18 protein-coding genes and 1 pseudogene are annotated in these 21,247 nt (G+C 56.3%); 10 read left to right on the top strand and 9 right to left on the bottom strand.

Features of this window, described 5'->3' with window-relative positions; translation table 11 throughout:
* Positions 1-3: 3 nt before the first annotated feature.
* The 3 genes from C5F70_RS04480 to C5F70_RS30485 all read right to left on the bottom strand — a co-directional run bounded on the left by C5F70_RS04480 (position 4) and on the right by C5F70_RS30485 (position 3,073).
* Positions 4-741, bottom strand: a complete 738-nt coding sequence (locus tag C5F70_RS04480) for a hypothetical protein (protein ID WP_104902776.1) — start codon at positions 739-741, stop codon at positions 4-6.
* Between the two features lie 68 nt (positions 742-809).
* The gene (locus C5F70_RS04485) at positions 810-2,153 is read right to left on the bottom strand and encodes a site-specific integrase (RefSeq protein WP_104902777.1); all 1,344 of its coding nucleotides are present in this window, start codon (positions 2,151-2,153) and stop codon (positions 810-812) included.
* A 572-nt stretch (positions 2,154-2,725) separates the two neighbouring features.
* Positions 2,726-3,073, bottom strand: coding sequence for a hypothetical protein (locus C5F70_RS30485; protein ID WP_141123336.1), 348 nt, complete (start codon positions 3,071-3,073; stop codon positions 2,726-2,728).
* Between the two features lie 620 nt (positions 3,074-3,693).
* On the opposite strand from C5F70_RS30485, the gene C5F70_RS04505 reads away from it, so the two are divergent.
* Positions 3,694-5,277 carry an ABC-F family ATP-binding cassette domain-containing protein gene (locus tag C5F70_RS04505; RefSeq protein WP_104902780.1) on the top strand — a complete coding sequence of 528 codons (1,584 nt, stop codon included), beginning with the start codon at positions 3,694-3,696 and terminating at the stop codon, positions 5,275-5,277.
* A 64-nt stretch (positions 5,278-5,341) separates the two neighbouring features.
* Here C5F70_RS04505 and C5F70_RS04510 read toward each other — a convergent pair.
* A pseudogene (locus C5F70_RS04510) lies at positions 5,342-5,740 on the bottom strand (transposase); the annotation flags it as partial.
* A 387-nt stretch (positions 5,741-6,127) separates the two neighbouring features.
* Between C5F70_RS04510 and C5F70_RS04515 the strand changes: the two are divergent.
* The 4 genes from C5F70_RS04515 (at position 6,128) to C5F70_RS04530 (ending at position 9,808) form a co-directional block, all read left to right on the top strand.
* Positions 6,128-7,360: an MFS transporter gene (locus C5F70_RS04515; RefSeq protein WP_104902781.1), complete on the top strand. Its 1,233-nt coding sequence runs from the start codon at positions 6,128-6,130 to the stop codon at positions 7,358-7,360.
* A gap of 13 nt (positions 7,361-7,373) precedes the next feature.
* Positions 7,374-8,291, top strand: a complete 918-nt coding sequence (locus C5F70_RS04520) for a LysR family transcriptional regulator (RefSeq protein ID WP_017847603.1) — start codon at positions 7,374-7,376, stop codon at positions 8,289-8,291.
* An 85-nt stretch (positions 8,292-8,376) separates the two neighbouring features.
* Positions 8,377-9,021 carry a DsbA family protein gene (locus C5F70_RS04525; RefSeq protein WP_104902782.1) on the top strand — a complete coding sequence of 215 codons (645 nt, stop codon included), beginning with the start codon at positions 8,377-8,379 and terminating at the stop codon, positions 9,019-9,021.
* Between the two features lie 67 nt (positions 9,022-9,088).
* A complete protein-coding gene (locus C5F70_RS04530; protein ID WP_104904525.1) occupies positions 9,089-9,808 on the top strand; it encodes a TetR/AcrR family transcriptional regulator in 720 nt (239 codons plus the stop codon).
* Positions 9,809-9,938: 130 nt separating this feature from the next.
* Here C5F70_RS04530 and C5F70_RS04535 read toward each other — a convergent pair whose 3' ends face one another.
* From C5F70_RS04535 to C5F70_RS04545, 3 genes are read right to left on the bottom strand one after another with little or no spacing between them, the layout of a single operon-like run.
* Positions 9,939-12,194: a molybdopterin cofactor-binding domain-containing protein gene (locus C5F70_RS04535; protein ID WP_104902783.1), complete on the bottom strand. Its 2,256-nt coding sequence runs from the start codon at positions 12,192-12,194 to the stop codon at positions 9,939-9,941.
* The gene (locus C5F70_RS04540; protein WP_017847599.1) at positions 12,191-12,655 is read right to left on the bottom strand and encodes a (2Fe-2S)-binding protein; all 465 of its coding nucleotides are present in this window, start codon (positions 12,653-12,655) and stop codon (positions 12,191-12,193) included. The genes C5F70_RS04535 and C5F70_RS04540 overlap by 4 nt, the downstream gene beginning before the upstream one ends.
* Complete coding sequence (locus tag C5F70_RS04545) at positions 12,652-13,926, bottom strand: c-type cytochrome (protein ID WP_104902784.1); 1,275 nt, start codon at positions 13,924-13,926, stop codon at positions 12,652-12,654. Before C5F70_RS04545 ends, C5F70_RS04540 begins: the two co-directional genes overlap by 4 nt.
* Before the next feature lie 235 nt (positions 13,927-14,161).
* Here C5F70_RS04545 and C5F70_RS04550 point away from each other — a divergent pair, with 235 nt between their 5' ends.
* The 4 genes from C5F70_RS04550 to C5F70_RS04565 all read left to right on the top strand — a co-directional run bounded on the left by C5F70_RS04550 (position 14,162) and on the right by C5F70_RS04565 (position 18,180).
* Positions 14,162-15,079 carry a LysR family transcriptional regulator gene (locus tag C5F70_RS04550; protein WP_104902785.1) on the top strand — a complete coding sequence of 306 codons (918 nt, stop codon included), beginning with the start codon at positions 14,162-14,164 and terminating at the stop codon, positions 15,077-15,079.
* 111 nt (positions 15,080-15,190) lie between these two features.
* Positions 15,191-15,835, top strand: a complete 645-nt coding sequence (locus C5F70_RS04555; RefSeq protein ID WP_057005726.1) for a DsbA family oxidoreductase — start codon at positions 15,191-15,193, stop codon at positions 15,833-15,835.
* Positions 15,836-15,872: 37 nt separating this feature from the next.
* Positions 15,873-16,985 (top strand): alkene reductase, encoded by a 1,113-nt coding sequence (locus C5F70_RS04560; protein WP_102618323.1) that lies wholly within the window; start codon positions 15,873-15,875, stop codon positions 16,983-16,985.
* 52 nt (positions 16,986-17,037) lie between these two features.
* A complete protein-coding gene (locus C5F70_RS04565) occupies positions 17,038-18,180 on the top strand; it encodes an FAD binding domain-containing protein (RefSeq protein ID WP_104902786.1) in 1,143 nt (380 codons plus the stop codon).
* A 167-nt stretch (positions 18,181-18,347) separates the two neighbouring features.
* Here the strand turns inward: C5F70_RS04565 and C5F70_RS04570 are convergent, their stop codons facing one another.
* Both C5F70_RS04570 and C5F70_RS04575 read right to left on the bottom strand, forming a co-directional pair.
* A complete protein-coding gene (locus tag C5F70_RS04570; protein ID WP_017847593.1) occupies positions 18,348-18,617 on the bottom strand; it encodes a DUF2790 domain-containing protein in 270 nt (89 codons plus the stop codon).
* A gap of 405 nt (positions 18,618-19,022) precedes the next feature.
* Positions 19,023-19,775: an amidohydrolase family protein gene (locus C5F70_RS04575; RefSeq protein ID WP_256588358.1), complete on the bottom strand. Its 753-nt coding sequence runs from the start codon at positions 19,773-19,775 to the stop codon at positions 19,023-19,025.
* 499 nt (positions 19,776-20,274) lie between these two features.
* Between C5F70_RS04575 and C5F70_RS04580 the strand changes: the two genes are divergently transcribed.
* Entirely contained in the window at positions 20,275-21,174 is a 900-nt protein-coding gene (locus C5F70_RS04580) for a LysR family transcriptional regulator (RefSeq protein WP_104902787.1), read from the top strand.
* Positions 21,175-21,247 lie beyond the last annotated feature (73 nt).

Raw genomic sequence — 21,247 nt, forward strand, 5'->3', positions numbered from 1 at the left:
TGATCAATGATTATTTGGATTTGACAGTGTCTCGTGTGAGTATTTTTCATACGTTTGGCGCACCATGATTTGAGGTTCGCCTTTTTCTCTTTTTTTCTTGTCGTAGCTCAGCCAGCGCTTGACCGCTGGTTCAAGTTTTTTAATATTTGTAAGGGCGAAGCGTTTGCCACCTAACGTCTTCAGGCTTTCGTTGATGATGCTCTTAAGCGGTTCGATGATGGATTCAAAGGCCTCTTTCTCACTTTTCCATCCTCCCGAAGGCGGGGATGAGAGCAGTTTGATGACCTCGCGCCGCTCAGGGTCATACTCCGAATGTCTTGCTTGGGTCGCTTTCCTGCCAAGTTTGCTCAATACGTCTTCCTCATCTACTCCGGGATACGTACTCAGAATTCCGAAGGTCAATCCGGCTTGGTAGTTTGCCTGGACAATAAATGACCATGCAGTGTTTTCATCTCGTTCCCCTTGTTTAATTTTTGCGAGCTCTGTGTATATGCAAGCATGATGAAAATGACTTTTGTAAGGAGCTTTGATTTTGCTTTGAAGGTTCCGGTTATCTTCTTCTTGTTCAATGGTTTCAGCATTGATGGTGCCGTCCATGATGGCCTGGTGGATGCCTGCCATATGTGCTGATAGGTCAAACTTTAACTCCAGTCGGTAGAGTAATAAACTCAATATGCTGAGTGTTTTCTCGATTGTGGTGTTTAAGTTAAAGGCTTCAATTTTTGAATCGCAGCCTGCCATATTCTTTCCTTATCTCTTGAGAGGTTTTTGCTAGTTCTACCCAAACGCCGCAGCTGTCAGAGCGAAAGTCAGAGCAGTATCAACTGCTCCAGATGGTTGCCTAGCTTATACCAAGCTTCTGCCATCTCTGTTGTATAGCTATGACGTTGGTAGGTGCGTTTCACTTTGTTTTCTTCCGTGTGGTTCAGGCAGCGTTCTGCTACCTCAGGTAGGACTCCCTGCGCGGTCATAACCGTGGCACCTGTGCGTCGTAGATCGTGAGGCGTCCATTTTCCGCCTGGTAACAGCAGTGCCTGGGCTTTAGAGCTTCGTCGACTCATTGTGCCCTGTTCTGGCTGGCGCTGTCTGTCACCAAGTTGCTTGGTTACTGTTTTAGAGCAAACTGGCCCGCTGTCATCGGTGTTGGGATAACACCAGGTGGAGTTAGCGTTAATTGCTCGAACAAGCTCGAACTGCTTGATGGCGAACGACGACAGAGTAATGCTGTGGGGTTTGCCATTCTTGCTATTCTCAGCAGGAATTAGCCAAGTGCCTTTGATAAGGTCTAAATGTATCCAGCGCGCGGCAAGAAGCTCCCCAATACGGCAGCAGGTGGAAAGCGCAATCCAAATCGCCGCCTCGGTAGAGCGCAGCAAACCGGCTTCAGGGGCAACCTTGGCTAAGGTGCGAATTTCTTCATCACTTAGAACTCGGTCGCGTTCGACATCCTTGCCGCCAATCTTGGCCTTACGGATGCTGGCGGTAGGATCGTATTCAATTAAATCGCGATCTACTGCAAAACGGAACATTTGGCGCATCAAGGAAAAGGCAATTTTTGCCGCGCGATTGACTCCGCGAGCCAGCATGGTGTCGGTTACTGCTGTGATGTGGCTTTTTTTTATGTCTGCTACAGCGAAGCTTCCTAAGAGCGGCAGTACGTCTTTTTCAAACATACGACGTACCTCTGCGCCTTTATCCTTACGGTTGATCAGATCAACCTTGGCCCAATGCTCGAATAGCTCGGTGACGCTTTTCCTCGCAGCCTGCCGAGCTTGTTCTGCGTCTTTATCAGCCTTTTCTGAGGCTAGGCGGTCAAGTTCCGCATCGCGGGCGGCAATGCGGGAGGCACCCTCGGCAGCCAAATGCTCCCTGATATTACGAGTTCCAGCTTTATGCAGACCAGCAAGCTCTTTGGCTCGCTGGCCTGCTTCGGCGAGCGTCATGGTGCCTTCCAGCCCATCGCGGCTGTAGGTACCAATTGGGTAGGTGACGCGGTCACCGCTGCTGTTTGAGTAGCGAAAGTAGAAAAGGCGCTCACCGCTGGGCGTGATGCGTGCTACCAAACTACCATGCCCCCAGATGGCAACTTCGCTCAGCCATTTGTCATTGCTGCCCGGCTTTGCTGTCATCTGTCGGTCGGTGATCTTTGCCATTGTCTATCCGTTGCTCCAGTTGCCAATTCGTTGCCAATTGAGATTGGCTTCTAAGGAATATTATCGGATGCGCTTGGACTGTCAAATAGCTAAAGCTCAGTAAAATATAGGGGGCTGAGGTTTTCTCTAGATTTGTCAGGATTGCTTTGGATAGATAATCACCTTTATGGGGTGCTAGGGGTAGAGTGTTCGAATCACTCCGTCCCGACCATATTTTTCAATGACTTAGCCCAATCTGAAAAGATTGGGCTTTTTCATGTCTCAAAAATACTCCCACATTTACTCCCGCGGATTGTTTGGGTCTCGGTAAATATGCCGCTTGAGCGGCGTTCGACTCTCGTGCCCTTGGGCAGTGGTATTAGTGCAAGAGTTTGAAGGTGCGAAGTCGCTTGTTAAAGTGAAGCGAGCTACTAGCGATGGCTATAGGCAGTGCGGAGCTCACTGTTGCTAGTGAAATGGTCCGGGAATCGCTCAGGCTCCGGTACAGTCGTCGGATATACATGGTGTCATCGGGAGAGGTGCGTGTTGATGGGGGCTATGAAGTTCCTGATGATGAAAGCACCAATTATGCCCTATGCCCTCCCATCGGGGCGGTGCGCGATTTCGGCGGTTTGGTCATAGGTGGGGTCGTCAGCCTGCTGGGGAGGCAGCGTGATGGACTGAATGAAGAGTTCGGAAAGATAGCCGATGGTCTGTCTTATTTCTGAAAGCGGTAGAGGTTTGCTCACCGGATCCGCATTGAGGTCTGCATGTCTGGCTGTAGGGCCTGAGGAAATGTTGTTGCAGGTTTGTTTTAGACGAGAAAGTTTGTTGTTGGATATGGCCCGGGGCAACTCTGGGGCGACTGACTGAATGAGTTCGTAAATTTTATACAACCCTTCGTAGGACTCTGCATTTGGTTGTCCCCAGTAATCCAGCAAGGTGGGTCATTTCGATCAGGCCGGGATGTCCGGCGCTGACAGCAATACCGTTCATTCTGACAATTGCCTGAATGGCCATATCGAGTTGCTTTTCGAAATCCTCTTCGTGTTGTTCGTCGGGTAAGAATACCTCCCACTCGAGGTGCTCAGTCGACAGGCTCAATGACCACCAAGGCGTGATCTGAGGCAGGCACTCTAAGGAGGAGCGTGGCCCTTTGACGAGAAACGCCCAATTGCATATCTTCATGCGACACATACCTACTTGAGCTTAAGAGCTCACATGAAAAGGTTAAGAGTTTTTGACGTTGGGCTAATTTACCAGCGAATACCCGTATCGGGGCATAGGCTGGAGATGTCTACGATGCTGGGGGCAGTCCATTGAGCTCGCAAGGTGTCTAGAGAGTCCGAGGCGATTCAGTCCAGTTGTCGTATCTGGGGCGGGCCGACAGTCAGCTCACACTCAATGGTCATCGGATCGAGTTTGACGAAATCAACCTGCGTCTCGCGGCTTTGCTGGGGCCGGTGGAGGTGTTCACGGTCATGGCCCATCCGCCGGGTGCTGTTGCGCACCATCAGGGAGTGATTCAGTGCCTATCGGGCCGCTTGTTTAAGGACGCGTCATGACTCAACGGTTACTTCAACTTGATCAAGTGTCGTACAACCTGCCCGACGGGCGCGTTCTGTTCGATCAATTGACCCACACCTTCAGTACCAGGGCCACGGGCATCGTGGGCGCCAATGGCTGTGGCAAGTCGTTGCTTGGCCGACTCCTGACGGGGGAGCAACTGCCCACCAGCGGCATCGTTCGTCGCGAAGGGCAGGTTTACGCCGTGGCGCAGTTACTGGAGCCCGAGCGTTATCCTAGCGTTGCTGCACTGGCCGGTGTTGACCATATTCTGGCAACGCTGGATCGCATTGCCTTGGGCAGCGTTGACGATGACGACCATTCGCTAGCGGTTGACCAATGGGATTGCGCCACACGCCTTCAGGCGGAGCTGGAGAAGATCGGTCTGGGCCGTTTGAATGCAGACTCCCGTACCGACGCCCTCAGTGGAGGCGAGCGGCAGCGTGTGGCTCTGCTTGGGGCGTGGTTGTCTCGGGCCGACTGGCTCATTCTGGATGAACCCAGCAACCACCTAGATATCGATCAGCAACACAAGCTTGCGCAGCAGATTGATCGCTGGCCCAACGGCCTGGTGTTGATCAGCCACGACCGCGGACTTCTGGAGCACGTGAACGAAATTGTCGAGCTTTCGCCCATGGGGCTGTCGGTTTATGGCGGTAACTACAGTCAGTATGCTGCGGCACGCGAGCAGGAGCAGCAGTCGTTCCAGTCGGCATTGCAGGGGGAGCGGGCGCAGGCCAAGCGTGAGCAACGTGAGATGGTTGTGCAGATGGAGCGTCAGCAACGGCGCAATGCCCGCGGCGACCGCCAGGCCCGTGACGGCAATCAGACCAAGCTGATCACCAACGCCCAGAAAGAGCGAAGTGAAAACAGTCAGGGAAAATTGCGCCTCAATCAACTGGTAGCCCGGGAACAGCAGCAACAACGGATTGCTGAGGCCCGTGCGCGGTGTGCGCCGGACGTTCAACGAATGATGTTGTCCCCGGAAAGCGTAGTGCCCAATGGCAAGTTGATTGTGCAACTCAACGACGTGATTCTCCCGTTCGGTTACGCGGCACCGATCAATCTGACGCTGACCGGGCCTATGCGCATGGCGATCTTGGGCGCCAACGGCAGCGGCAAATCGACCTTGTTGCGAGTGATCGCCGGCCAACTGCCGGTACACGAAGGCGAAGTCATCCGCAGTTGCCATGTTGGCTGGCTGGATCAACACGCCGGATTGCAGTACCCCGAACGCACGGCAGTGCAATGGCTCTACGGGAGTAATCCGGAGTTGCCCGAGGCCGAGGCGCGGACCCGCCTGGCTCAAATGGGAATTGATGCGAATCGTGCGATGCTCAAGACCTGCCAGCTAAGCGGTGGCGAACGGCTGAAAATAGCCTTGGCTACGCAGCTGTATGCACAACGCCCTCCGCAATTGCTGTTGCTGGACGAGCCGGATAACCATCTGGATCTGCCCAGCAGAATCGCGCTGGAGCAGATGCTGATTCATTACCAAGGGGCATTGATCGTGGTGTCCCACGACGAAGTTTTCTTACAGGGTATTCGTCTGGACAGCGAATTTCATCTCAAAAGCTAGGGATGCTCCGATCAACTTGCCGCGTTGCGGCGGCAAGTCGAAACTTTCCCGACACTCATCGCTATCAGCCGAAACGGCCCGATATATATCGTGTTTTGCGGGGGCTTTCGCCCATACCCATCAGCCTTTTTCGAGCCATCCACCGGTTTGACAGAGCGAACAGCGTAGTCAACTGAGCTGTGTTTCTCACCAGACCGCGAAAGCGCACTTTCACGTCACCAAATTGCCGCTTTATCACCCGAAATGGATGCTCAAGCTTGGCTCGTGTTTGTGCTTTGCAGTACTCAATCTTGCGCTTGGCTTTGTAACGCACACCGCGTTTATTCAACTTGGAATAGGTGCTGCGGCGCGCCGCGATTTGCCAGATCACCTCACGACTTTCATGTTCTTCACGCTTCTCGATACCGGTGTATCCAGCGTCCGCGTACACCGCATTTTCTTCGCCATGCAACAGCTCGGCCACCGTGTAAGCAGCCAGATCCCATCGGAAGTCGTATTTGGCCTTTGGATCATCGGCGATTCAGTTTACTGGGCGCGTGGCGATTCCTCGCCCGTCGTTCACCAGTCGGCTGATAGGTGAGTTGTGGTCATCAGATGAGCGAGGCCAGGCAAGTCAAAAGTTATGAGGCGGAGGGGCCGACAATGAGGCGTCTCGATCAATTCCTCGTCCTCGAATCAAGCGGGGGCGCTCACTGAGCCCGGGTATCTCTTGCGCAAGACGCAACGCGACGTTGCGTCCTGACCATATTCTCTCAAGATGCAGTGCCGCCTATGTTGTTGACCTGGAAAACATCAATGCGCGTGACTTTTTCTGAAGAGTCACCGCTGTCGAACCTCAGGAGTCTATGGCATGGGCGTTTCTACAAGAGATACAGCAGCGACGATACAAAAAGCGTCGATGACAAAGGGGCTCGTGCTTCTGTTTGCTTTTTGTTGCGGTGCCATCGTGGCCAACATCTATTACGCTCAACCGATTATCAGCTTGATCGCCCCGGATATCGGCATGTCGAGTGGAAGCGCGAGTTTCATCGTTTCGCTGACTCAGATTGGTTATGCGCTCGGATTGTTTTTCCTGGTGCCCTTGGCGGATCTGGTAGAAAACCGTCGGCTGATGATCGCGACAATTGTGATTACGATCTTCAGCCTGGTAGCCGCCGGTTTGTCCAAGCAGCCGAGTGTATTTCTAGTGGTGTCGGCACTCATCGGTTTCAGCTCAGTCTCCGTGCAGATGCTTATCCCGTTGGCGGCACATCTGACACCGGAAGAATCTCGCGGTCGGGTAGTTGGCGGGATTATGGGTGGCTTGCTGCTAGGGATTCTGCTTGCGCGGCCGCTGTCGAGTCTGGTTGCCGATCATTTGGGCTGGCGGGCGGTGTTTATCGGGGCCGCCGCCTTGATGCTCGTTATCTCCATCGTGATTGGCATGACCATGCCTAAATGGCAACCGACCCATCGCGCGTCGTATGGTCAATTGCTGATGTCCCTGGGACAACTGTTCTGTCGCGAGCCCGTGCTGCGTCAGCGCGCGCTTTATCAAGGGCTGATGTTTGCGGCGTTCAGTTTGTTCTGGACCGCTGTGCCGTTGATATTGAGTCGTGAGTTCGGCCTCACGCAAAGTCAGATTGCGATTTTCTCTCTGGTCGGCGCCATCGGTGCAATTGCCGCACCTATCAGTGGTCGACTCGCTGATGCAGGACATACTCGACGAGCGTCGCAGTTGGCCATGGTGCTGGGGGTATTGAGTTTCCTACCGGCCTTCATCAATCCCTTCTACGGTGTGATTGGGTTAGCGGTCACCGGTGTAGCGCTGGATTTTGCAGTGCAAATGAACATGGTGTTGGGTCAGCGAGCCGTCTACGCCTTGGGCATTGCTAACAGAGGCCGTCTGAATGCGTTGTACATGATCAGTATCTTTATCGGTGGTGCAATCGGTTCTTCGGTGGCCAGTTCGCTTTATGAACATGCCGGCTGGTTGGCGATTGCTGCGGTGGGAAGCGGATTGTCACTGGTCGCTTTGGTCGTCTTCTCGGTGGTTTCTCGTCGGACCCGAACTGGCGCAATGCTCAAGATGAACAACGGGTGAGTCAAGGAGTGTCATGGACAAGCTGCTCGCATTGAAGATGTTCGTCCAGGCTGTGGATTCGAAGGGCTTTTCTTCTGCCGCTCGACAGTTAGGCCTGGCGACGTCTTCTGTGACTCGGATGATCGATGGGCTTGAGGCGGAACTAGGCGCTGTCTTGCTTAATCGATCCACGCGTCAAATCTCATTATCAGATGCCGGGGCCGCCTACTACTTGAAAGCGCGGGAGGTGCTGAATGCTGTCGCCGAGGCGGATGCCTCGGTCACTGACCGCGGGGAACTCCCTGCGGGTCATCTTCGTATTTCCGTGCCTGTAGCGCTGGGGCGCCGTCTGATTGCGCCGCATATTGCCTCGCTGTTGAAGCGATACCCTCAACTTGTGTTGGACATGACGCTCTCCGATGACATCGTCGAACTACTGGGGGAACGCGTCGATCTGGCGATCCGATTGGGATCGGCAGCAGCCATGGATGGTGTCGTCAGTCGTCCCGTCGGTCATTTCAGACGCCGGGTTGTGGCCAGTGCCGAGTACCTGAATGCACATGGTTTTCCTGAACATCCCATGGACCTCATGCAGCACGAGTGTCTGCGTTTTAGTTACGGCCCAAAGCAACAGGTGTGGACTTTCTTAAAGGAAGGTGAGGAGACTCGGGTACCGATTGAGGGGCGCTTCAAAAGCAACAATGCGGAAGTTTTACGTGAGGTTGCGCTGGCGGGTGGCGGGGTGGCTCTGTTACCTGACTGGCTCGTCAACGACGATATTGGCAGCGGTGATTTGACGTCATTGTTCGAGTCCTTTGTTATCAATCCGAACGATGCCAGTTCGGCCATTTCTGCGTTGTATCTTCCCAATCATCGTGGCTCCAAACGCGTCAATGCGTTTATCGATTTCATCAGCGAATTGCTCGGGCCTGAAGGCTTGGCCGAGCGCTGATCGCCTCATTGCTGTTTTCGCATGTTTGATCCACGACGTAACGAACCCCTTTCGCCGTGTGGCACGGCAGATCCCGGAGATTTGAATGAGCACTGCGACATTGCATTACGTCTACGACCCGTTCTGTGGCTGGTGCTATGGGGCGGCGCCGATGATCACGGCGGCCACCGCTATTCCTGGCCTGGAAATTCAGGCCCATGGCGTGGGCATGCTCTCGGGGGACAAAAGCAAGTTGATGTCGGGTGAGTGGCGCGATTTTGTTCGTCCTCACGAAGCCCGGATTACGGCATTCAGCAAACAAACCTTCGCGGACGCCTATGTTCAAGGCGTACTGGAACATGAAAATGTCCAGTTGGACTCTTCACCACCGATTGCAGCGATGTTGACCGCTCAACAGCTGTCCGGACGTGGCATCGAAATGCTCAAACGCCTGCAAATTGCCTACTACCAAGAAGGTCAGGCCATTGCTGACCGAGGGGTAATCGCCGGCATTGCCAATGAGCTTGGGTTTGAACCCGAATCGTTTATGGCAACTTTTGATTTGATCACTGCAGACTCATTGCAAGACCACATCGAGCACAGCAACGAGATGCTTGAAGCTCTGAATGCGCGCGGCTTTCCGGCATTTGCGCTGGAGATCGACGGCCAAATGGAAGTGTTGGCCATGGGGCATTATTTAAGCCGACCTGCGTTGTTCAAGAAGGATATTGAAAGTCGTCTGGCCAAATAGGTGTGGTTCATAGCCAGTGCATTCTTTTGTTTTGTATGATGCCTTAATGAAGCTCCAGCGAGGCGTTATGCAAGACTCAAAAGATAGAGACGAGAACGAGTCGGGAAAATCAGCGAAATCAACAGACCCCGTCAAATCGACGACTCGACGCCTTTCGCCTGAGGTCAGGGAAAAGCAAATCGTGCAGAAAGCTATCGAGCATTTTGCGACGTGCGGATTCTCGGGCAGTACCCGTGAGCTGGCGCGACAACTGGATATTACCCAACCTTTACTCTATCGATATTTCCCCTGCAAAGAGGCACTGATAGACCGCGTGTACGACGAGGTATATCAGTGGGATTCCTCGTGGGAGGCGATGATCAAGGATCGCTCCGAACCCCTTCAGTCTCGCCTGGTTCATTTCTACACCTCATACGCTCGTGTGATTCTGCGGCGAGAGTGGATTCGTATCTTCGTATTCGCCGGGCTGACACGTGAAGGTATCAATGATCGGTATCTGGCTAAATTGCGTGAGCGGGTCTTCATCCCTGTCATTGCAGAAATCCGCCAGACTCATGGATTGGCGCCATCCTCAGGTGACACGATCAATGAAAAAGAGCTCGAGCTGATCTGGAGTCTGCATGCCAGTATTTTCTATATCGGTGTTCGCAAATGGATTTACGATCTTCCAGTGACTGAAGACATAGATGCGCTGATCGAGCAAATGGTCGATGCGTTCCTTAACGGCAGTCCCCACGTACTGCAGCAAGTCGATAACGATTTGGGTAAGAAGCCTCGCTTGAATTGATCGTTAACTAGTTGCTGCATGAGCTCCAGGCGCTCACGAGCGTGCGCCTGGCTACCGATTCAGACGTTTCGCCGGAATCGGGTGGCTTACTTTTGGCTGAAGGGCATAACGTCGACACCGCCCGGATCGGTCATGACCCCAGGGCATCCTGCCAGCCACGTCGTGCCAGGGGCAGATCGAGCAAACGCTTGCCGGTGGCATCGTTGATGGCATTGCCCAGTGCTGCGGCCATGGGGCCCTGGACGATTTCTGCGGCACCCAGAAATGGCTGATCCGGCTGATCAATCATGTGGACCTCGACCTGTTGCGGTAAATCCGGAAAACGCATGATCGGATAGCCGCTCCAGTCGAAGCTGTGCATGCCTCTGGCGTCATAGAGGATTCGTTCATAGAGCGTCCAACTCGCGGACTGCACGATGCCGCCCTGGATCTGATTGAGCAGCCCGTCGGGGCTGACAATTTGCCCCACGTCGACGGCGGCGACTACGCGATCGATCATCACTTGCCCGGTCTGGCGCTGCACATGCAACTGCACGGCGATCGCGCAGTAACCCATGATGTTTTTGTAGCGGGCAAAGGCGAAGCCGATTCCGCTGCCGGGTCCCGTTGCTTTGTGCGGCCAGCGGAACTCAGCGGCCACGCGCTCCACCACCGCCCGTGCTCGCGGATCGCTCAAGTGATTCAGGCGAAATTGCACCGGGTCGATGGTGGCCCTAGCCGCCAGTTCATCGACGGTGCTCTCGATGGCGAACACGTTGATATGGGCACCGAGCGAACGCATGGCCGAGGTCCTGAATGGCATGGTCAGCACAAAGTTCATGTCGACCTTCAGGTTGGGTATCTCATACAACGGAACGGCATTACGGTCGCCGTCACCTTCGGGCTGAGCGATCGGCACCGAAGGTGCCGGGGTGAAGGGATTGGCCAACAGCCACGCCGGCAACAGGCGCCCGGCATTGACGATACGTTCGTTGTGCGGGGTGCTCCAGAGTTCGTATTTCCAGTCACGAAGACGCCCACTGTCGTCCAGTCCCGCTTCCACCTCGGCAAGCATGGCCGAGCTGTAGGGCTCCCAGAGGTTTTCCTGTTCGCGCATCCATTGCACCCGAATCGGCTTGCCGGGAATGGCCATGGCAATCAGCGCGGCATCGGCGGCGGCGTCATCGGCGCCATTGTGGCCATAGCAACCGGAACCTTCAGCGTGGATGCAACGCACCTGAGCCACTGGCAGGCCGACCATCTCGGCGATACCCGCGCGCAGAGGGTAGACACCTTGGGTATGGGTCCAGACGGTCAATGTTCCATGCTTGAACCAGGCCACTGCGCAGGAGGGCCCGATAGAGCCGTGCATCAGGTATTGCTTGGTCACCCGGGCCTTGTAAGCACGCGGCACTGGTTGCGGGAGGTCACCCTTGGCGCTCACCGGATAGCGCCGCGCCGGTAATTCGGTGAGGAGTTGATGGATGTGTGTCGAGTCAGGCAGCGGGTTACCTTCTGTCCAGCGGGCCTTGGCGTAGCCTTCGCGCATCGCTTTGACCGCCAGCCATTCATCGGTGGCGACCACGGCGAGGTAGCTGCCATTGCGGACCAGTTTCACCTCGCCGGGAAGTTGCCTGAGGGCGGCCTCGTCGATCTCCAGAAGCTGACTGCCGCGCCGGGGCGGGCGGATCACCCGGGCGTGCAACATGTCGGGCAGCCGCATGTCCTGCACATAGGCCGCACCGCCGCTGACTTTGGCCGGGATGTCCAGCCGAGGCAACGATTTGCCGATCAGGGTGAAAGTGCCAGCGGGCTTGAAGGGCGAGTTGGCCGACGCAAAGCGATGCAGTTGAACCCCCACCACTGCCTGTGCGTAGGTCATGCTGCGGCCTTGTGTATCGTAGATCACCGCATCCCGCGTGGTCAGGCTGTCGATGCTGCGCTGCCATTGCCGTGCTGCGGACTCGAGTAACAACTGCCGCACCTGGGCCGCGGCGTTGAACAGTGCAGTGCCGCTGTCGACGATCGTATGGCTGCCGGCGGTGTAACCTTCATTGGGTGTCAGTGCAGTGTCGGCAGTGAGAAAACGGATGAGCCCAGGTGACACTTCAAGGCGTTCGGCGGCGATCTGCAGGAGCGCAGTTTTAACCCCCGTGCCCAGTTCCACTTTGCCGGTGTAGACGGTGATGCCATCTTTCGCATCGATGCGGATCCAGGCGTCCAGATAGGGCGTGGCCCGCAGGCTGCCGGGCAGATCAGGCGCCAGGATTGTCGTACCCAAGGTGTCCACCTCGGTGTCAGCGAAGGCACGGGGAATACCTGGAAGCATCGCGAACCCCATCACCAAAGCCCCGTTTATCACGAAGGCGCGGCGGCTCAGATTGACGTTTTGCGTGGGGGTTTTCATACCTTGCCTCCCTGCGCGACAACCGACTTGATCGCGGCGAAGATCCGCACATGGGTGCCGCAGCGGCACAAGTTGGGTGCCATGTGGCGGCGGATCGTTTCATCGTCCGGATGAGGGTTGGCCTCCAGCAGCGCCTGCGCCCTCACGATCATTCCCGCGATGCAATAACCACACTGGGCGGCCTGTTCATCGATAAAGGCTTTCTGCAACGGCCCCGGTTGGTCGACGCTGCCCAGGCTCTCGACGGTGCGTACCGATTTGCCCGCCAGCGCGCCGCAGGGCGTCAGGCAGGAAAACACCGGCTTGTCGTTCACTAACACGGTGCACGCGCCGCACTGACCCAGGCCGCAGCCGTATTTGGCGCCATTGAGCCCCACCTGGTTGCGCAAGGCATATAGCAGGGGCATGTCGTCCGCGATGTCCAGTTCGTGAGTCTTGCCGTTGATGTCAAGTGTGATCACGGTTGCTGCTCCTGAGCCCGAATACTTTTGATTGTCTTGTCGAGATCCGTCCAGGGTCGGTTTGCACAGCTTTCATTGCGCAAGTACTCGGCAAGTGCGGCCACATGGGTGTCGTCCAGGTTGTGGGCGAAGGCAGGCATGTAGTGGCTGGAAGCGGCGCTGGACATCGGGATGCCCTGCAGGATGGTCTGGATCAAATTGCGTGGCGAGTCCGCCCTCACCGCCGAGGTGTTCGCCAGTGCCGGCCGCGATTCAATGACGCGCATCGGCGCCGCGCGGCCATGGCAACTCGCGCAGGCCCCCTCGAACAACGCGGCGCCCCGCAGCGCCGTGGCGCTGGGCTTGACCCCAGAGGTGCAGGGCGGCGATGGGGCATCCGATGAAGTTTTCTTGAGGTCAAGAATGTACTGCGCGATGGCATGCGCGTCTTCCGCCGGCAATTGCGCGATGCTCAGGCTGACCGGCAACATCGGGCCCGCCGCTGCGCCATGTCCTTCGGCGACCTCGCCCGTCAGATAGGCGACCAACTGGGCTTCATTCCAGGGGTGTTGTGCCTCGGTCATTCCGCGCAGGGCAGGAGCTGTCCAGCCGTCGACGACGCCACCGTTGAACAGTTCGCTGCCTTTCTCCCCACCAATCAGATTCAGGGGCGAATGGCACGACGAACAGTGCCCCGCGCCCTCGACCAGATAACGTCCGCGGTTCCATTGTGCTGATCGGTTGGGAAGTGGTTCCAGCGGATCCCCATGCAGGAACAGTAAGTTCCAGAAAGACACCAGCGGACGGAAGTTCATGGGGAAGACCATATGATTTTCCGGTGCGGTGTATTTGATCGGGTCCACGCTCATCAGGAAGGCATAGGCGTCGGCAATATCGGCATCGCTCAGCTTCCGGTAATGCACGTAGGGGAAGGCCGGATAGAGAAAGTGGCCGTCACGCGCGATGCCTTCACGCATGGCCCGTTCAAAGGCGTCCAGCGACCACTGACCGATACCGGACTGCGGGTCCGGGGTGACGTTGGTGGTGAAGAGGGTTCCGAAGGGCGTTACCAGCGGCAACCCACCGGCCATGTAGGCGCCCCCTGGCCGTGTGTGACAGACCGCACAGTCGCCCGCTTCGACCACGCGGCGGCCTCTGTCCAGCGTCTCGCGATCAGCATTCAGGGGTTGGCTGACAGTGGCAATTTCCGGCCTCCACATCATCCAGAACGCAAAGCCTAACCCCGCGACGCCGATTGCCAGAACGGCACCGATGATCGTCTTGCGCTTCATCGCCTTACCTCTCGAGCTGAATTAACGCCAGATTTTTCAATCCGCCGCGTGCGATGGGCGGCGATTTTCCATGTCGTGAGCTTAGAGAGGGCGCTTGTGATGGAGTACCCCATCAAGGCGCAACGCTACATTGCGCCAGGCGCAACGGCGGCAGAATTAACAACCGTTAACTCGCGCAGGGTGCGCCGATGTCCAAAGATAGGCGCTCAAGGAGCGTAATGACGGAAGGGGTTTCATGGACAAGCTGCTCGCACTGAAAATATTCATCCAGTCAGTAGATTCCAAGGGCTTTTCGTCTGCCGCCAGGCAACTCAATCTGGCGACCTCTTCAGTCACCAGAATGATCGACAGGCTTGAGGATGACCTGGGGGCCGTGCTGCTGAATCGCTCTACCCGGCAAGTCACGTTGACCGATGCCGGTAGTGTGTACTACCTGAAAAGCCGGGATATTCTGAGCGCCATGGCTGACGCCGACGAGTCAGTTTCGGACCGCGGTGAAGTGCCCGCGGGACAGTTGCGCATCTCCGTGCCCGTGGCGTTTGGACAGCGTCTTATTGCCCCTCATATCGGCGCGCTTTTAGCGCGCTATCCCCTGCTCGTACTGGATATGACGCTATCGGACGACATCGTCGATTTGCTCGGCGAACGCATCGATCTATCGATCCGGCTGGGGTCGCCAGCGGCGATGGAAACGGTGGTCAGCCGCTGCATCGGCAACTTTCGCCGCCGCGTAGTCGCCAGCGCCGAGTACCTGAACGCTCGAGGATTTCCCGACCGGCCCATGGACCTCATGCAGCACGAGTGCATGTGCTTCAACTATGGCGCGCCACAGCAGTTCTGGACATTTACAGAGCAGGGCCAAGAGCTGCGCGTGCCCGTCGAAGGGCAATTCAAGAGCAACAATGCCGAGGTCCTGCGCGAAGTGGTGCTGGCCGGGTGCGGGGTGGCGCTGTTACCCGATTGGTTGGTCAATGATGACGTCGACAGTGGTCGACTCACTTCCTTGTTCGACGCTTTTGTCGTCAATCCGAACAGCGCCAGTTCAGCGATCTCGGCCTTGTACCTGCCCAATCATCGCGGCTCGAAACGTATCAATGCGTTCATTGATTTCCTCACCGAATTGCTCAAGTCGCAAACACAGCCGACGACGTGATCGGTGCATCGTTGCGTTTTGCGAAAAGCAACGTTGTGCAGCAGGTGGATTCTCTGTCGGCGCTCCGGCACCTACCTTGGGGAGGTGAAACATTCAACCACGGAGACCGTCATGAGTTTGCATTCATCCAAAATTCAGGTGACTTACGACTTCATCTGCCCATGGTGCTGGATCGGTGAGGAAAATCTTGAACGCGCGCTGGCCGCTTCGGGTTTTTCAACGGACCGCCCAATCAGTTTCCTGCCTTATCAGTTGAACCCGGACATGCCGGTTCGAGGCATGGATCGCAAAGCCTATCGCTCTGGCAAGTTCGGCAGCTGGGCGCGTAGCCAGGCCATGGACGCACAGGTCACCCACGCCGGTAAGGCCGTCGGCCTTGAGTTCGATTACGAGCGAGTCGAAAAAACCCCCAACACCCTGGCCGCGCATCGGTTGGTATGGCGCGAGCAACAGGCGGGTCGAGATGCTTCCTTGCTGGTCAAGGCCATTTTCAAGGCGTACTTCAGCGAAGGGCGGGATATCGGCGACCTCACTGTGCTGGCCGACATCGCTGCCGAAACCGGGCTGGACCGAGAGGTCATTGTCGACTTTCTCAAGGCCGATGAAGGCACCGCTGAAGTCTTGAAGCTCGAAGCCCAAACCAAGGCGTCCGGTGTGCGCTCGGTGCCGAGTATCCAGATCGCAGATGACGTGATCAGTGGCGCGCAGCCCATCGAAATAATGATCCAGATACTGAAGCGAAGCCAAGCCGCCTAAGGCGGTTTTTCAATCCCAATCCATTCAGGACATCATCATGACTCATCACTTGTTCAGCCCTATCAAACTCGGCCAATTCACCCTCGATCACCGCGTCGCCATGGCGCCTCTGACTCGCTCGCGAGCGGGGCAACCTGGCAACGTACCGACATCGATGAACGTTGAGTACTACCGTCAGCGTGCCAGTGCTGCATTGATCATTACCGAGGCTACACAGATTTCGCAGCAGGGCCAGGGTTATGCCTGGACGCCCGGCATCCATAGCGACGAGCAGATTCAGGGCTGGAAGGCTGTCAGCGAGGCCGTACACGCAGAAGGCGGGCGCATTTTCCTGCAGCTCTGGCATGTGGGGCGAGTGTCGCACCCGGTGTTCCAGCCTAACGGCGGCTTGCCGGTGGCACCGACCGCGCAGCCAGTGCCCGGCAAGACCTTCATCCTGAATGAAGAGGGCGAGGGCGTATGGGGTGATATACCTGTCCCTCAGGCGCTGGACATTCCTGGGATCGAAGCGATCGTTGGCGACTTTCGCAGGGCCGCTCGCAACGCGATTCTGGCCGGTATGGATGGTGTGGAAATTCACGCGGGCAATGGCTACCTGCTCGACCAATTCATCAACAGCGCCAGCAATCAGCGAAGTGATCGCTACGGGGGAAGTATCGAAAACCGTGCGCGGTTGCTGCTTGAAGTCGTGGAAGCCGTGACCGCAGAAGTAGGTGCCGAACGCGTTGCTGTCCGCCTGACACCGATGGGACGTTTCATGGGAATGGGCGATGACACCCCGGAACAAACCTTTGGCTACATCGCATCCCGGCTCAATCACTGGCATCTCGCTTACCTGCACCTGGTAGAACCGATGATGGTCGGCACAGTGCTCGATGAGAGTAACGATCCACGCTGGGACGCGATCATCAAGCAACTGCGTACTGACTTCCACGGCGTTCTGATGTTGGCGGGTGGCTACTCCGGCGAAACGGCCGAACAGGCCATTGCGCAGGGCCGTGCAGACCTCATTGCGTTTGGTCGCCCGTTCATTGCCAACCCCGACTTACCGGCTCGCTTGCGTGGTCGCAACGAACTCAACGTGGCTGACGGCAACAGCTTTTTTGGCGGCGACGCCAAGGGGTACATCGACTATCCGGTGTTGGCATAACGCAACGGTAAACCGCAGCTGCGGGAATCACCCTGCAACGAGGAGAAAGGTAATGAAGAGTTCAGGCGTTCCAAAGGCCTTGGTCATTGGTGGTTCCCTGGGCGGGCTGTTCGCCGCCACGGCGTTACGCGCGATTGGTTGGCAGGTCGATATTTACGAGCGATCCCCTGCGGCGATGGATAGTCGTGGCGGCGGCATCGTTCTGCAAGCGGACGTCCTGCACCATTTTCGTTATGCGGGCATTCATCCGGCAGATGCGCTCGGCGTCCGCTCCCATGATCGTCTCTATCTGGATCGAGAGGGTAGCGTCGTGCATAAAGAGCCGATGCCGCAAACCCAGACGTCCTGGAACACACTGTACAGCTCATTATTTTCTGCATTTGCTGCTGAGCATTATCACCGTGGCAAGACGTTGGTGGATCTGACTCAGAATGAACACCGGGTGACTGCGATTTTTGCCGACGGCAGCACTGCCGAGGCAGACCTGCTGATTGGCGCTGATGGCTCGGGTTCAACCGTGCGAAGCGTGGTGTTGCCTGGAACAGTACCCAGCTATTCGGGGTATGTGGTGTGGCGCGGGCTGGTCGATGAAGAGCAACTTCCAGACTTCGCCAAAATGCAGCTTTACGAGGACTTTGTTTTTCAACAAGACCCTGAATCGCTGATGCTGGAATACATGGTGCCGAGCGTGAATGGCTCCGTTAATCCGGGCGAGCGTCGGTTCAATTGGCTGTGGTATCTGAAAGCTGCGCAAGGGGCGGAACTGGACGCTGTGCTCACTGACAGCGATGGCCGTCGGCGTAGTCACTCCATTCCACCCGGAGCCTTGGCCGCTGGGCAGGATGCTTACATACGGGGAATGGGGGAGCGGCAGGCGAACCCGGCTTTTCGGGAACTGATTCGCCAGACCCAAGATATTTTTGTGCAAGCGATCCTTGATCTCAAAGTTCCTCAGATGGTGTTTGGCCGTGTGCTGTTGACTGGCGACGCCGCTTTTGTGCCGCGTCCTCATACCGCCGGAAGCACGGCCAAGGCAGCCCGCAATGCACTGGCCCTGGCGCAAACAATCGACGACATCGGCGACCTCGATAAAGCCCTGCTTGCCTGGCAGCACCAACAACTTGCAGAAGGCATGCGTATGGCGGATTGGGGGGTGAGTATGGGCAATCGGATTATGGGGATCGCCCAAGCCTGATGGAGCGGCTCACATCGGACTTATTGGCGAGAGCCTTGCGTTGGCGGGATGAAAGTGGGCTGTGATCGTTGGGCTGTTGCAGTCTTTCTAGACTGAATATAAAAAGAGGAGATTAGCTTCAGATCGAAGCGGTCTCCTCTTTTTTAGCACCTGTAAACTTTGAAGTTTTAACCATTCTGGCAAGCGCCACCGAGTATTTTGTATTGCAGGTCGTGCGTTATACCCTTGTGATCCACATACACCATGTGCGCGTCCACTGGGCCACAAGCGTTGTTTGTGTCCTCTGCTGTAGTGATGTCGATGACCTTGGCGATATCCAGATGTTCGGAATAATTGTACCGCTCAGGTTCAGGGGCAGAGGCATTGTTGTTGGCGCCATCATGGGCTGAAGCGTATACGCTAAACATCATGAGTGAGGCGAGCATTGCATATTTCATCAGGGTGTCTTCCAGTAAGAATGAGAGAGGGAACAAAATCTCTTTGTTTGCTTCTGGAGCTGATTATGCTGTCGCCAGGTTGTTTGTAGAAATGCTCAGGCGGGATACTGATTATTACCGAAAATGATGTTTGTCCATGTTTGTCAACAGGCGAGCCAATATAATTTAACGGGTGTAGTGCTTGCTGTCGGCAATGCGGGTCGGTTGGTTTTTTATAGTCTTTTGACTGATTTATTTAAAGCTGTATGGGCCCATGGTTATGATTGATCAGTATTTGTTTATTCGGTTCGATCATCTTGGCTGGGATCCCGAGCGAACGGCAGAGACGATCTGGTGAAGTCTTGAACGGTTCGCAAAAAAAGGCCGGTCAGGCCGGCCAAAGGGAAATCGAGAGTTTTGCCAACGCTATACGGGGAGTTTCAGGATTCTGGCCGCGTTGGCGCCGAGTACTGCCGCTTTCTCGCGCGGGCCCAAGCCTACGCTTTCGACAAAACGCACCGGCTGTTCATAGCCCATGTCGAAGCAGTAGTCGCTGCCCAGGACCAGATGGTCGATACCGACGTTGGCGATCAAATAGTCCAGCACCGGCCCGGAGTGCGACACGGTGTCGTAGCTGAATCGCGTCAAGTAGCTGCTCGGCTTCTGGGCCAGGCGTCGTGTCTCAGGACGTGAGGTCCACCCGGCATCGAGACGTCCCACGAGTATTGGCAAAGCCCCACCGGCGTGAGGCAATGACACATGCAGTTGAGGGTATTGATCCAATGCTCCGCCGAGGATCAGGTGTGACGCCGCGATAGCTGTATCGAACGGGTTGCCCAGCAAGTTGCTCAAGTAGTAGTTGCTCAGACGGTTGCCGTCGACCGTTTGTTGCGGGTGCAGGAATACTGGGAGTCCGAGCTGTTCTATACGGGCAAAGACGGGCGCGAAGCGCGGATTGTCCAGGTCCAGGCCGTTGATGTTTGTGCCCATGTACACCCCACGAACCCCAGGCAATTCGGCGGCGCGTTCCAGCTCGGCGATGGCATCGTCAGCCTCTAGCATCGGCAACGTGGCCAGCACCACAAAACGTTGTGGGTGTTGGCGATGGACCATCGACGCAGCATCGTTCCTGACACGTGCCAGGCGGGCATTGAGTTGTCGATCTGCCCAGTACACCATTGGCACGCTAAGGGACAGCGCTGTACGTCGACGCCGGAATGGTCCATATCGAGCAAACGCGCCTGCACGTCGATGAATTTCAACGGCAATGGCCCAAATCCTCCGGCCGGGGTGGCGAAGCTGAAAGTAGTCTCCTGGCGGGTATAGCTTGCACCGAACGTTTTGCCCTCACTTCCCAGGAGGTGTAAGAACTCTTCAGGGTAGTAATGTGCATGGATGTCCACCGATCGCACCGGGACATCGGCACCTTTCTTGATCGGTGCCGCCGAGGCGGGTGATAAACGGTTCAGAGCGACCGGTTCTCGCCGTGGCATGTACCCGCTTCGAGATGCCGCTCTATTAATCGATCGATTATTTGATCAAATCTGATTATCATCCGATCAATAGGGAGGTCGCAAGCCTCCTTAATCAATCAGGCCATTGAGCACAGCCATGCAAGACTCCCATTGCCTGGTCATGCACAGTCGCTACCTTTACCTTTCGATCTCGGAATCCGTGCATGGACAAGTTGCTGGCGCTGAAAATGTTTGTCGAAACGGTGCGCTGTGGGGGTTACTCATCTGCGGCGCGTAAGCTCGGTATCTCCACATCGTCTGTGACACGGCAGGTCGCGGGGCTGGAAAGTGAGTTGGGCGCCAGCCTGCTCAACCGCACCACGCGCAATACGAGCGTCACGGTGGCGGGGCAGCACTATTTCGATAAAGTCGTGGCGATCCTTGAGGCCATCGATGGCGCGGATGCCGTCGTTGCCGACCGTGGCAGCGAAGCTCAGGGGCATTTGCGGGTCAGTGTCCCGGTGGAATTCGGCCGGCGAATCATCGCCCCGCACTTGGGGCGGTTGCTTGAACGCCATCCCGGTCTGGAAATCAGTCTTTCGCTGAGCGACGAGGTCAGTGACCTGCTCAGCGAACAAATCGATGTGTCAGTACGTCTTGGTTCATCGGTTGTCAGTGATGACATCGTCAGCAAGCGGCTGGGCTATTTCCAGCGTTGGGTGGTGGCGAGTCCCGAATACCTGACACGAACCGGACTGCCGCGACACCCTCGCGACTTGCTCGAGCACCCGTGCTTGCGTTTCGATTACCACACGGGCCACCACGACTGGACATTCCTGGGCGATGAGGACGTCATCCGCGTGAATGTGCAGGGACGGCTGCAAAGCAACAATGCCGACATTCTGCGCGAGGCTGCCTTGGCCGGTGGCGGGGTGACGCTATTGGCCGATTGGCTGGTACGTGAGGACGTCAGTGCAGGTCGGCTGACGCGGGTGCTGGAGCAATATGAAGTCAACCCAGGCAGTGCAAGCACCTGCATCAATGCGCTGTATCTGCCCAACCACCGTGGTTCCAGCCGCATCAGTGTATTCATCGCGTTTCTTCAGGAAATACTCGCGCCCTAAGCACGTCCTGTGCATCAGGCAAGATCGCGTTGCGCGTCGCTTTTGATCGAATTGACTGCCAGCCAATACCCGC

This window comes from Pseudomonas sp. LH1G9 (assembly GCF_002949975.1).
In the GTDB taxonomy this organism is placed as follows: Bacteria; Pseudomonadota; Gammaproteobacteria; order Pseudomonadales; family Pseudomonadaceae; genus Aquipseudomonas; species Aquipseudomonas veronii.